The organism is Vibrio hepatarius, assembly GCF_018860525.1.
In the GTDB taxonomy this organism is placed as follows: Bacteria; Pseudomonadota; Gammaproteobacteria; order Enterobacterales; family Vibrionaceae; genus Vibrio; species Vibrio hepatarius_B.
Genome location: NZ_JAHKPM010000008.1, coordinates 67,068 through 79,905, shown reverse-complemented (window position 1 = coordinate 79,905; position 12,838 = coordinate 67,068). Strand labels below are relative to the sequence as shown.

10 protein-coding genes and 1 riboswitch are annotated in these 12,838 nt (G+C 38.6%); of the genes, 6 read left to right on the top strand and 4 right to left on the bottom strand.

The annotated features are described in order from the left end of the window. Positions 1-238: 238 nt before the first annotated feature. The 6 genes from topA (at position 239) to KO511_RS01690 (ending at position 9,431) form a co-directional block, all read left to right on the top strand. Complete coding sequence (topA, locus tag KO511_RS01715) at positions 239-2,866, top strand: type I DNA topoisomerase (protein ID WP_215985775.1); 2,628 nt, start codon at positions 239-241, stop codon at positions 2,864-2,866. 357 nt (positions 2,867-3,223) lie between these two features. Beyond that, the gene (glgC, locus tag KO511_RS01710) at positions 3,224-4,441 is read left to right on the top strand and encodes a glucose-1-phosphate adenylyltransferase (protein ID WP_215985774.1); all 1,218 of its coding nucleotides are present in this window, start codon (positions 3,224-3,226) and stop codon (positions 4,439-4,441) included. Beyond that, the gene (glgA, locus tag KO511_RS01705; RefSeq protein ID WP_215985773.1) at positions 4,431-5,888 is read left to right on the top strand and encodes a glycogen synthase GlgA; all 1,458 of its coding nucleotides are present in this window, start codon (positions 4,431-4,433) and stop codon (positions 5,886-5,888) included. The genes glgC and glgA overlap by 11 nt, the downstream gene beginning before the upstream one ends. A 140-nt stretch (positions 5,889-6,028) precedes the next feature. After that, a complete protein-coding gene (locus KO511_RS01700) occupies positions 6,029-6,832 on the top strand; it encodes an alpha/beta fold hydrolase (RefSeq protein WP_215985772.1) in 804 nt (267 codons plus the stop codon). Between the two features lie 473 nt (positions 6,833-7,305). After that, positions 7,306-8,142, top strand: a complete 837-nt coding sequence (locus KO511_RS01695) for a LysR family transcriptional regulator (protein WP_215985771.1) — start codon at positions 7,306-7,308, stop codon at positions 8,140-8,142. Between the two features lie 227 nt (positions 8,143-8,369). Further along, the gene (locus tag KO511_RS01690; RefSeq protein ID WP_215985770.1) at positions 8,370-9,431 is read left to right on the top strand and encodes an endonuclease/exonuclease/phosphatase family protein; all 1,062 of its coding nucleotides are present in this window, start codon (positions 8,370-8,372) and stop codon (positions 9,429-9,431) included. 104 nt (positions 9,432-9,535) lie between these two features. Here the strand turns inward: KO511_RS01690 and KO511_RS01685 are convergent, their stop codons facing one another. The 4 genes from KO511_RS01685 to purR all read right to left on the bottom strand — a co-directional run bounded on the left by KO511_RS01685 (position 9,536) and on the right by purR (position 12,681). After that, the gene (locus KO511_RS01685; RefSeq protein ID WP_215985769.1) at positions 9,536-9,844 is read right to left on the bottom strand and encodes a DUF2007 domain-containing protein; all 309 of its coding nucleotides are present in this window, start codon (positions 9,842-9,844) and stop codon (positions 9,536-9,538) included. Continuing rightward, on the bottom strand, positions 9,841-10,536 hold the full coding sequence (locus tag KO511_RS01680; RefSeq protein WP_215985768.1) for a TVP38/TMEM64 family protein: 696 nt from the start codon (positions 10,534-10,536) through the stop codon (positions 9,841-9,843). The genes KO511_RS01685 and KO511_RS01680 overlap by 4 nt, the downstream gene beginning before the upstream one ends. A 120-nt stretch (positions 10,537-10,656) precedes the next feature. After that, complete coding sequence (locus KO511_RS01675) at positions 10,657-11,250, bottom strand: TfoX/Sxy family DNA transformation protein (protein ID WP_215985767.1); 594 nt, start codon at positions 11,248-11,250, stop codon at positions 10,657-10,659. 190 nt (positions 11,251-11,440) lie between these two features. Then, a riboswitch (cyclic di-GMP riboswitch) is annotated at positions 11,441-11,527 on the bottom strand. 152 nt (positions 11,528-11,679) lie between these two features. Further along, the gene (gene purR, locus KO511_RS01670) at positions 11,680-12,681 is read right to left on the bottom strand and encodes an HTH-type transcriptional repressor PurR (RefSeq protein WP_215985766.1); all 1,002 of its coding nucleotides are present in this window, start codon (positions 12,679-12,681) and stop codon (positions 11,680-11,682) included. Positions 12,682-12,838: the final 157 nt, after the last annotated feature.

The window sequence follows — 12,838 nt, the reverse complement described above, 5'->3', positions numbered from 1 at the left end:
TTTTGTGAGCGGTGGCAAAATTTTTCTTCTTGTATTAGCAGAAATAACCCTGTCACGGCTAGTATGTGGAGCCTTTTAAAGAGGCGAACCGCGATCCGTTGAAATGTCGACCAGTTAGTGGTGGATTTAAAAAAAGATATTGATCTTCTGGCTTTCTCGCTCGATAGTAAAAAGAAGTAACATTTTAAGTATGCCGTGCGTTATATCGCCGGGTCATATAAAGGACACTTGAGTCAATATGGGTAAGTCACTCGTTATTGTGGAGTCGCCGGCTAAGGCTAAAACCATCAATAAGTATTTAGGTAAGGACTTTATTGTAAAGTCCAGCGTAGGTCATGTACGCGACCTACCAACAGCCGGACAAAGTACCGGCCAAAAAGCTGCGGCGATCTCCACCAAAGGTTTGAGTACAGAAGAAAAAACTCGAATCAAGAAGGAAAAAGATCGCAAAGCACTAATAAAGAAAATGGGCATTGACCCTTTTAATAGCTGGGAGCCCAATTACCAGGTTTTGCCTGGAAAAGAAAAAGTCGTTGCCGAGTTACAAAAGTTAGCTAAAGATGCAGATAGTGTCTATCTTGCAACCGATTTAGATCGCGAAGGAGAAGCCATCGCTTGGCACCTTCGAGAGATTATTGGTGGTGATGAAGGGCGATATAAACGAGTTGTCTTTAACGAGATCACTAAAAATGCGATTCAGCAGGCTTTTGAAACACCTGGTGAACTTAATATGGACGGTGTTAATGCACAGCAAGCTCGTAGGTTTATGGACCGAGTTGTTGGCTTTATGGTCTCTCCATTACTGTGGAAAAAAGTTGCGCGAGGACTCTCTGCTGGTCGAGTACAATCTGTCGCAGTAAAGCTACTTGTCGAGCGTGAACGGGAAATTAATGCTTTTATTCCAGAAGAATTCTGGGACGTTCATGCCAATACCAAAACAGAAGATAAAATAGATTTTCGCCTCCAAGTTGCGCAAAAAGATGGTGTGATTTTTAAGCCAGACAACGAAGCACAAACATTATCTGCTATTAAAGTACTCGAAAAAGCATCCTATGAAGTCTGTAAACGAGAGGATAGACCTACATCGAGTAAACCGTCTGCACCTTTCATTACTTCAACGTTACAACAGGCGGCTAGCACTCGCCTTGGATATGGTGTTAAAAAAACCATGATGTTGGCCCAGCGCTTATATGAGGCAGGTTATATTACTTATATGCGTACTGACTCGACAAATTTAAGCTCTGAAGCCGTAGATGCGGCTCGTCAGTTCATTTGTGATGAATTTGGTGAACCTTATCTGCCAGCTAAACCTAATGTTTACGGAAGTAAACAGGGGGCTCAAGAAGCGCATGAAGCGATAAGACCTTCTGATGTATTAGTCAAAGCGGATGACTTAGCTGGAATGGAAGCAGATGCGCATAAACTATACGCACTAGTTTGGAATCAGTTTGTTGCTTGTCAAATGACTCAAGCGAAATATGATTCTACAACAGTCAGTGTTAAGGCGGCTGAGTTTACTCTTAAGGCGAAAGGTAGGATTCTAAAGTTTGACGGGTGGACACGTGTTCAGCGTCCATTGGGCAAAAACGAAGACCAGATATTACCAGCTGTAAAGGTGGGCGAAAAAATTGACTTGGTAAATTTAGAGCCAAAGCAACATTTTACCAAACCGCCTGCGCGTTTTACTGAAGCTGCATTAGTCAAAGAGCTTGAGAAGTGTGGCATTGGTCGTCCATCAACTTATGCGTCTATTATTTCTACCATTCAAGACCGTGGGTATGTGAAGGTTGACCAGCGTCGATTTTACGCTGAAAAAATGGGTGAAATAGTTACTGATCGTTTAGATGACAGTTTCCATGAGCTGATGAATTATGAGTTTACCTCCCGTATGGAAGAAAAGCTTGATCAGATTGCTGATGGTGAGGCAAATTGGAAAAATGTCCTAGACAATTTCTTTGGTGATTTTACTAGCGATTTGGAAAAAGCGGAGCTGGATGAAGAAGATGGCGGTATGAAGCCTAATCATATTGTTTATACCGATATCCAATGCCCAACATGTGATCGAGTCATGGGAATTCGAACAGCGTCTACAGGCGTGTTCTTAGGCTGCTCAGGTTATGCACTTCCTCCCAAAGAGCGTTGTAAAACAACCATTAATCTTGGTGATGAAGAAGGTATCATCAACGTACTTGAAGAAGATGTTGAGACAGCGGCTCTTCGTGCTAAAAAGCGTTGTTCTATCTGTGAAACCGCCATGGATGCTTACTTAATTGATGATAAACGGAAGCTGCATGTTTGTGGTAACAACCCCAACTGTGAGGGGTATGTGGTCGAACACGGTGAGTTTATGGTCAAGGGTTATGACGGGCCTGTTGTTGAGTGCGACAAGTGTGGCACTGATATGGTGTTGAAAAACGGCCGATTTGGTAAGTATATGGATTGTACCAGTGAGACTTGTAAAAATACCCGCAAGATCCTGAAAAATGGTGAGGTTGCACCTCCCAAAGAAGATCCTGTCCATTTTCCTGAGCTGCCATGCGAAAACTCAGATGCCTATTTTGTGTTAAGAGATGGTGCTTCCGGCTTATTTCTTGCTGCGAATACTTTTCCTAAATCTCGTGAAACTCGGGCCCCACTTGTGGAAGAGTTAGCTAAATTTAAAGATCGTATTTCTGCAAAGTTCCACTATTTGGCAGTAGCTCCTGAAAAAGATCCTGACGGACGTCCAATGGTTATTCGTTTTAGTCGTAAATCTAAAGAGAATTATGTGCGTTCAGAGATTGATGGTAAGCCATCTGGGTATACAGCTCTTTATATTGATGGCCGTTGGGAAATTACCGATAAGCGCAAAAAAACAACTAAGTAGTTCTAGACCGTTAAGCAGGTTTTGCCTGATGCCAAATAGATTATGAAAAAAGCAGCTACTCTATGTAGCTGCTTTTTTATTACCACAAATTTGATGACCACTTAATTGGAGCTTGAGGTGGGTCATACTCCGTACTGGAATGCATCTTTTGAATTGTAAATTTACTAAAATAGGGTAACTTATAGTAAATCATGTGCATATTCTGATGGCGCTTTAATAATACTCAGTAGGTTTGCATGATCAACGTTCACCATACATTTTATGATGTTTGTGTGATGGCAAGTTCGCAACTTGGAAGGTAGCGGCAACTATTGGAATTGGTAATTTTCCACAATAAATGAGTATGGAGAGTATAGAATGGCTGGTGTTTTAGGAATGATCCTCGCTGGTGGAGAAGGCTCACGTCTTCGCCCTTTAACCGAATCCCGGAGTAAGCCTGCAGTTCCATTCGGTGGAAGCTACCGTCTGATTGACTTTGCGTTAAATAATTTTGTTAATGCTGATCTAATGCGTATCTACGTTTTGACACAATTCAAATCTCAATCGCTTTTTCATCACCTCAAAAAAGGCTGGAATATTAGTGGTATTACAGACAGATTTATTGATCCTATCCCAGCTCAAATGAGAACAGGCAAACGTTGGTATGAAGGTACTGCTGACGCGATATACCAAAATCTGCGTTTTATGGAATTGGCGGAGCCTGAACAAGTGTGTATTTTCGGTTCAGACCACATATATAAAATGGATATTAAGCAGGTACTAGACTTCCATAAGCAAAAAGAAGCTTCATTAACGGTTTCCGCATTGCGTATGCCCCTTTCTGAGGCATCGAAATTTGGAGTTATTGAAGTTGATAAAGAGGGTCGTATGGTTGGTTTTGAAGAAAAACCAGAGGAACCTAGATGCATTCCAGGCGATCCAGAACATGCACTCGTTTCGATGGGGAACTACATATTTGAAGCACAGCCTCTTTTTGCTGAACTTATCGAAGATGCTGATAACCCTGATTCTGACCACGATTTTGGCAAGGATATCATCCCAAAAATGTTTCCTCGCGGCGATGTCTTTGTATATGACTTTAGCAAAAATCGAATCCCTGGTGAAAAAGAGGTCGTCTACTGGCGAGATGTAGGTACCATTGATTCATATTGGCAAGCCCACATGGATCTCCTCGAGAAAGATGCCCCTTTTTCTCTATATAACCGCAGTTGGCCGTTACATACGTTCTACCCTGCTTTACCACCAGCTACATTTAGTGATTCCGATAATAGAAGAGTACAGATCATCGATAGCTTAGTGTGCAATGGGAGCTATGTTCGCTGTTCAAGAATTGAAAAATCTGTACTGGGTTTCAGGAGTAATATTGCTTCAGCTTGTGATATCAGTGAGAGTATTTTGCTTGGTGATGTAAAGGTTGGTGAGGGTTGTGTGTTACGACGTGTAATCATAGACAAAAATGCTGATATTGCACCCAGAACAAAAATTGGAGTAGATATAGACAATGATAAAAAGCTTTTCCATGTTTCAGATGACGGCATTGTAGTTATTCCCAAAGGAGCACGTGTTGGTTACTAAGAGCATTTCTGTTTTATTTGTGGCATCAGAAGTTGAAGGTTTAGTCAAAAGTGGTGGTTTGGCTGATGTGGCTAGGGCTCTTCCAGAAGCACTTGTGGCTCTTAAGCAAGATGTTCGGATTGCCTTGCCAGCCTATCAAAAAATAGCTCAAATTGATGAAGCGACCGTAATATTGGACACTCAGCTTGAGCACTGGCCTCGTACCAAATATAAAGTGTTACAGCTAAGTGTGTCGAATGTTACTGTCTATGCTATTGATTGCCCAAAATATTTTAATCGTTCAGAAATGTATGCAGTTAATAATCAAGCATACAATGATAATGGTGAACGTTTTGCATTTTTTAGTGTTGCCTGTCTGGATATGTTACCAAAATTAGGTTTCCAACCAGATATTCTCCATGCAAACGACTGGCACACTGGATTGGTCCCATACCTTTTAAAGCATCGCTATAGACAAACCGAATTTTATACAGGAATAAAAAGTATTATCACAGTGCATAATGCAGTATTTAAGGGAGTCTTTAGCTATGACGATCTTCTTTGTTTACCAGAGATGCAAACTAGGTATGCTCCTGATGCAGCAGTAAGTCCTACCCATGTCACCATGCTAAAGGCAGGAGTTATGACTGCCGACAAAATCAATGCAGTCAGCCCGACATATGCCGAGGAGCTTAAAACCGAGCTTGGTAGTCATGGTATGGCAGAAGAATTTAAAGCACGTCAAAATGATTTCGTTGGCATTTTAAATGGTTGTGACTATTCAACATGGAACCCTAAAACGGATCCCTATCTTGTAGCAAATTATCAAGCTACTCGACAAAGCTTGGATAAAGGGAAGAGGGCATGTAAACGTAATTTGCAAGACAAGCTAGGGCTGGAGCAAAAAGATGTTGCTATCTATGGTATGGTATGTCGTTTGACAAACCAAAAAGGTATTCAGTATTTACTGCCAATACTTGAGCGATTTTTGGGTCATCAAGTACAATTTATTATTGTAGGAACAGGTGATCCTCACTTGGCATCTAAACTGAAAAATATTGAAATTAATTATGGTACAAAGCTCAAATTTATAGAGGCTTACAGTAATGAACTTGCACATTTAGTTGAAGCTGGTGCAGATTTTTTTGTGATGCCATCAGAGTTTGAGCCTTGTGGATTAAATCAAATATACAGTATGGCTTATGGCACCTTGCCAGTAGTTCGAGGTGTAGGTGGGCTTAAAGATACTGTTATAGATCATACGACTGATCCAGAGATAGCGACAGGTTTTGTGTTTAATCAGCCTAAATCTAATGAACTATTGCTCACATTACAGCACTCTTTACTGCTATATGAACAACAACCTGCTGAATTTACGCGAATTCGACTCAATGCTATGAAACAAAATTTTAGTTGGAATATTGCTGCTGATGAATATTTGAGCTTATATCATAGTATGGTAATTTAATTAGCCTAAGGCATATTGTTGCACTCTAGTAGAGAGTGGGATTTTTTTTATAAAATAGTTGACTATTTGGGAGTTATGGATGGATTTATCTGTGATATATTGCACGAAATTAACTCTCTAAGCGAGCTTTACTCTCAACGATGAATCAAGAGCTACTTTTTCATAAAACGTATTTACACCCGACAAGTGATGAATGGGTTGTTTTTGTTCATGGTGCTGGCGGAAGTTCCTCAATCTGGTTTAAGCAAATCAAAGCCTATCGCCAGCACTTCAATCTATTGCTGGTTGATTTACGTGGACATGGCCAGTCTCGACAGTTTATTAAACAGCTTATCTCAAACCGGTACACATTTAAGGAGGTGACTGCTGATATCCTCAAAGTACTGGACCACCTAAAGATTAGATCTGCGCATTTTGTTGGTATGTCTCTGGGGACCATTATTGTAAGAAACCTAGCAGAAATGTCTGCTGATAGAGTCAAGTCTATGGTGTTGGGTGGGGCAGTTACAAGGCTCAATACTCGTTCACAGGTTTTAGCGAAAATAGGTAATTTATGTAAGCACATTGTTCCATATATGTGGTTATACAGTCTATTCGCTTATATTGTAATGCCTCAAAAAGCTCAGAAAGAGTCACGTCATTTATTTATCAGAGAGGCGAAAAAACTTTGCCAGAAAGAATTTAAGCGTTGGTTTATCCTTACTACAGAAGTCAACCCACTAATGCGTTACTTTAAAGAGCAAGAGTTGCCGATCCCTACTTTATATCTTATGGGGGAGCGCGATTACATGTTTTTACCGCCCGTAAAAGAGATGGTTGCGGCACATTACAGTAGTACTTTGTTAGAAATTCCTAATTGTGGCCACGTCTGTAATATTGAGTGTTCAGATACATTTAACCAGCATTCGATTGAGTTTATTCAGGGACAGACCCCACCAAAGTAGTATTATCAATCTAATCTAATAAGGTATTGACTGGAACATATTTCTATAGTTCGAAGTCAAAGCACTATAATAAGGATCCACTATACTTTAAATTTATCAGAGTACCATTTCTCAAAGTTCTTATCTCCTCTCCCTATGCTAATTCAAGATTTTTATATATATTTTCATATGTTTATATTATTTAAGCTTATGTAATGATCAGTAATGTCATGTTTTAAAAGAATCATTCAATTTATTTTCTTAATATTATCAATATATTAAGTAAAAATTTATCGATTTTTAACATTTGTTTATATGATTTTTAGGCTGGTGATCATACTCTAAGTTATTGTTATATATGATTGATATTTTAGTGTGGTTTCTCTTAAGTTAGATTTGTCCATAGTATTGTCCACTACTCGACTTGTTGTTAACTTATTGTTTTTAAAATGTATATTATTTGTTTGTAATTTATAATTAGGTTGACTGATTTTATGAAAAAATCAAAGTGTTTTATTGATTCAAAGTACCTATTTACACTAATTAAAGTGGCTAAATATCGTAGTGTAACCGCTGCGGCTGAGTCATTATTTATGACTCAGCCAGCAGTATCCCAGCACATTAAAAAAATTGAAAGCATCGTAGGTGTAAAAATATTTGATAGAAGAGGTGGGTTTGAGTTGACTCAGCATGGGCGAATACTCTTTGAACACGCAAATAAGATGTTAAGCATGAATGAAAGCTTATTTGAGAAATTGAAAAATGTTAATTTAGGCCGCCGACTAAATATTGCTGTAGAAGATGTATTTTGCCCGAGAGTCATTGAGTGTATTTTGAAAGAATTCAAAACAATCGATTATTCTGAGCTATCTTTTACAAGCTTTAGTCTTGAACATTGTCCAACTGTAGATGAGTATGATTTAATATTCACTACTGAAAGGTTGCCTAGAGGAAGGGGAGTCTCTCACCATATCGATACCGTAAGCTATAGTATTTTTCGCTCCTGTATTAATGCAGTAACTCCAACTAGAGTTATATTTTCAAGTTCATTGACAAAGTCTTATGTACGAAGTGTTCTTATTGAACATCAAATACCGCTACACGATATTATTTATTGGCATACGACTAGTTCTTCGACACTCATGAACAGCGAACTTGATGTACCGGGGACAATCGTTATCTGTCCAGAATGGTCCGTAACTAGTAATGAGTGCATAAAAATTCCTTTATCACAATTAATCAATATGTATGTATTGAGTAGCGATGATTGTATAACTAATCTAGCTTCATCTGATATGTCTGCTCATATAAGGCAAGTATGTATGTCATAATTGGGTATAGTATTTTAAAATCAATATTTACTTGAGCATTTGGTAATTTAGAGCCCTAGATAAAACATATATTGTAAATTACAAATTTATTTTTATTTATATAATTCGCCAGGTTTTAATTTTATAAGTCAAATTAAATAAATTGACTTGATAGAAGCTAGAGCGCACAGTTTTATAAATGAAATTCCTATATTATTTTTAATTAATAATCAATTATAGGTATTATAATGAAAGCTAATATACAAACATGTAACCTTATTAACGATAGAATAGAAGATAATACTAGGCAGTCAGTTCAATTATCAAAAAGTGTAGTTAAAGTCTTTAATTGTTGTGTAGCTAATCAAGCCTCCAACCCCAGTGAATATTATAATAATGCAAATGATATTTCTTTAGATAGGACAAAGCCGGCGAAAACTATCCAAGTATTTACTCATAATAATGCTAATAGGGAAATGAGTAAGTCTATGTGCGATTCTATCGTGAAAGATAGTACTTCTGATATTGTATTTATATCTACAGAAGAGATGAAAAACCTATCAGGCGCGATCAAAGAATATATTGAGCGATCACAATATGTAATTGTTTTCAATAGTGCACAAAAAATGGTAACAGTAACCAAGCCAAAGGAATTGCTATTCTTGATTTGTAACCCTTCTTCAACAGCTCAAATAACCTTGGTTAAAAAAGGTATAACTGCACCCATTGTTATGGATTATTTTAATTATAGAGATGTATTGAATAACCCTAATAAAGGTGGGACCATTACTATACAAAAAATCGGGGATATGAAAGTTGCCATGGTAAACATCCATCTCGATTCTCGAGATAAAGATGAAAGGAAAAAAGAAATAAATGATTTATTATGCAAAATTATAACCAAACACCCTGATGTGGATCATATTGTTCTTTCTGGTGACTTTAATACTCGAAATAGAAAATTGAAAGGTCACTTGGTGAGAGCCTTACAAGATGTAAAAAGCTTCAGATCTGAGTTAGGAGTGCCAGATCAATACGAAATTAAATTACCCATTATTTCCCAATATGAAAATACATATAAATGGGAAGCAGATGTTAATGCTAGGGCTAAGAAAGGCTCTAAAAGGCAGGAAAATGATGAAATGCAGAGCGGTTATCTAGACGGAGTCGTTATACTGACTCCAAAAAACAAAGCAGACACTAACAACTATTCAACAATGATATTGCCAGAAGGAAAATCTAGTATTGGATCTTCATTTGGGAGTGATCATCGCTCTGTAACTGTCAGGCTGAATATAGATCGACAATAGAGAAAAGCACTGGTGCCAGCCTCATATAGATAGAGGCTTTGGCTGTACAGTTATCTCAAACAAACTCTATGTAAGTTATTTAAAACTCTTATTATCAAAAACAACTAGTCAGTAGTGGTATTACATTTCCAACATAACCTAAATTGCATCTCAATTAATTCATCACATTGCTGACATTGCCACTTTGAAGTGGATTGATCTTGCTGTTCAAGCTGTTGAATAATTTTATGTGCTTGTCCAAGCTGACTGATATCTAATAACCAAATAGATGGGCATGTGCTATCGTCAAAGGGTAATTCGCCTTGAAGCCCTGCAATCCCTTCCCCTATAACTTGGCAATCTATGCAGTGTGATTTGAGAAGCTCACAAACAATATGAACTTCTGGGGCTGTTGGGGCCGTAAATATCCTCAAGACGTACTTCCATTTTGTTCATGGGTGGTATTTTTGATTTTACTCATTATCCACTTGGTTACCACAGGAAATAACCCAAGTAATGCAAATGAGAGCAACACAGGGGCTGAAACAATACCAGATAAGCTTTCAATTTTCGCAAGCTGTGTACCAGCGTTAAGATATACTGCTGTTCCCGGTAACATACCTAATTGACTTACTAAATAAAATCGAGCGGTTGAGATGGGTGTTAATCCCATTAAAAGGTTAATTAGGAAAAATGGAAAGACCGGAATAAGGCGTAGGGAGAACAAATAAAATGCGCCATCTTTTGCAACACCTTCGTTGATCGCTTTTAGTTTTTCACCGAATTTGCTTTGTACCCAGTCTCGGAGTAAAAAACGGCTGCTAAGAAAAGCGAGAGTAGCTCCTATTGTACTAGCAAAGGAAACAAGTAGCAGACTGGTCCAAAAGCCGAATAAGGCTGCACCGAGCAATGTGACAACTGCAGCACCAGGAATCGAAAATGCTGTTATGGTGATATATGCGACAAAATAAGTGATTGCCGCAAATACAAAGTTGTTATTTATAACTTCTGATAGTGATGCTTGCTGAGCTTTAGCATTTTCTAGAGTCAGGTATTGGCCAAAGTTGATGCCAAGAAATACGATCAATCCAACTAAAAGGATACCTAACACAAGTTTCTTATTCATACTGATTTCCTGGATGTGAAGTAAGGGGGTTAGAAGATAAGAACAGCTTAATAAAGGTAAAATTTCAAAAATAAACAAAAAGCCAACCTATTGGTTGGCTTTTACAGTTTGAAGGAACATTTAACTACTAAGTTGACTTTGCAGTTCTGTGCGGCGAGCTGAGGATATAACAGACCAGTGTTTTCCTTTAATAGCCCCTTCTAGAGCCCAAAGTAGTTCGATAGATACTTCTGTCGAGTGAGTCGCTTGAATAGCCTTAAAAGCTTCAACAGACCCGGTTTGCTCTAAATTATCGACACTATCAATCCCGGCTTTCTTTAGCATTCGTTCTGTGGCGAGTCGAAGGTTTGGTAGGTCTTTAAGTCGAGTTGGTCGTGCTTTCTCCTGAGATGTTTTCTCCTTTTTAGCTACTTCTAAGGCACTTTGTGCGAGAGAAAGAGCGCGATCTTGACAAGAAGACACATCTTTGGTCAAAGCAAAATATTTGGTCACGACTGGGAAACCACGTTTTTTATAAACGTAGGGAGTTAAACCTTCATATTGGAACTGGCTGGCTAGTTTATCATCGGCTCGGATGTGTAGCTTATCGTTAACGACTAATGCGAACATAGTGTCGTCTGCGAAGATACCGAATCCGCCGAACATCGAGCGCGATTTTATGTGACCAAGTTGATCGAAAAGCCGCATCGATTGTTTAAGTATTGGTTTATCCATGCTGTATTATCTCGGTGTATATATAATAATACGCCACCAAAATCAGGTCCGAGAGATTAGCAAAATAATGCAGATAAAGTGTTAAACAAGATGTCATACTTAAGTTAGAACAAATAGGTTTGGCTATATATACTTTAAATCACCAGCTCATGTTTTGTTTTAAACAGTATGGTTGTTTGCATTTTTGCCCATCGGCAACTCCGCTACCTTTCAGTTTCCTGATTCAGGCCGGAAGCTTTGCGTCCCACTCTTTCGAGATGGTTTGCCCTGTTCGTGGCATTAGTCGAACAATATAAAGAATAAATAAGATTTGAGGTAAGTATCACATCATGATTGAAAAAGTGTGATGTTCGTTCAAATGTTTCGTTCTAAAATGATAGGTCTGGCTAATAGTTTAACTTATCAGCCGGACTCGTTTTGTTGTTATTCTTATAAATGGCGTACTGTATTTCGAACGACAATCTCAGGGTGCATTTCGAAAACCCGTTTTTCATGCTCTTTATCTTTAATGCGTTCTAAAAGAATTTCAAACGCGTTTTTACCAACACGACGTTTAGGTTGGTGGACAGTAGTCAATGGTGGGGAGAAGTATTCAGCAAGTTCTATGTTGTCGTAACCGATGACTGAAATATCTTGAGGTATTTTTATACCTTTTTGTTGTAGTCGGCTCATTAGACCTAATGCCATAGTATCATTGAAGCAAAATACTGCAGTGGGCTTGTTGTCCATTACTACAATCTTATCGGCAGCTAAAACAGCGGTATCGCACTCAAAGTTACCTTCTAGAATCCAGTCTTCGTTAATATTAAGATGAGCTTCTTTCATTGCACGTCGGTAGCCTTGTATGCGTTCTTGACATGCTGCTTTTTCAAAGTGTCCACTAAGGCAAGCAATATCTTTATGCCCATGCTCAATAAGATACTTAGTTGCTAAGTATCCTCCTTCTTCTGAATTATCAATGATCTTGTCTGCTTGTGAACTTTCAGGTCCCCAATCCATGATAACTTTTGGAATATCTTTATGGCGTTCTAGCATTTCACTGAGTTCTTCCGTTAGGTCAGAACACATTACTAAAATACCATCCACTCGCTTTTCCGCGAGCATGCGGATATAGTCACGTTGTTTCTCATAGATGCCACCTGTGTTACACAAAATGAGCGTATAGCCTTGGCGGTAACAGTAGCTCTCGACGCCATCGATTACTTCGGAAAAGAAAAGGTTAGTAGATTGAGTTACGAGCATACCAATAGTACGAGTACTATTGCATTTGAGGCTTCTTGCTACTGCACTAGGAGCATAATTTAGCTCAGTGACCGCTTCCTTCACTTTTTCTTGTGTCGCTTCTGCGACAAAGCGAGTTTTATTGATCACGTGAGAAACTGTGGTTGTTGACACGCCAGCTAGGCGTGCAACATCTTTAATCGTTGCCATATGGTTCTGTCCTGTCGATGACTGCCCAAAACGTCATTTAAAAGCCGTATAAGGTTGGCAGTAAGTATCAGAAACGCAAAAACCGCTCTATGCAGCGGTTTATCTCTAGTTCTGTCAGTTTTTATCGTTTTCGCTCTCGATTTTATATCGCAAAAGA

Bases quoted from the DNA above. Each gene is read 5' to 3' on its own strand.
- topA (WP_215985775.1), top strand. From the start codon at position 239: ATGGGTAAGTCACTCGTTATTGTGGAGTCGCCGGCTAAGGCTAAAACC.
- glgC (WP_215985774.1), top strand. From the start codon at position 3,224: ATGGCTGGTGTTTTAGGAATGATCCTCGCTGGTGGAGAAGGCTCACGT.
- KO511_RS01700 (WP_215985772.1), top strand. From the start codon at position 6,029: ATGAATCAAGAGCTACTTTTTCATAAAACGTATTTACACCCGACAAGT.
- KO511_RS01695 (WP_215985771.1), top strand. From the start codon at position 7,306: ATGAAAAAATCAAAGTGTTTTATTGATTCAAAGTACCTATTTACACTA.
- KO511_RS01690 (WP_215985770.1), top strand. From the start codon at position 8,370: ATGAAAGCTAATATACAAACATGTAACCTTATTAACGATAGAATAGAA.
- KO511_RS01680 (WP_215985768.1), bottom strand. From the start codon at position 10,536: ATGAATAAGAAACTTGTGTTAGGTATCCTTTTAGTTGGATTGATCGTA.
- KO511_RS01675 (WP_215985767.1), bottom strand. From the start codon at position 11,250: ATGGATAAACCAATACTTAAACAATCGATGCGGCTTTTCGATCAACTT.
- purR (WP_215985766.1), bottom strand. From the start codon at position 12,681: ATGGCAACGATTAAAGATGTTGCACGCCTAGCTGGCGTGTCAACAACC.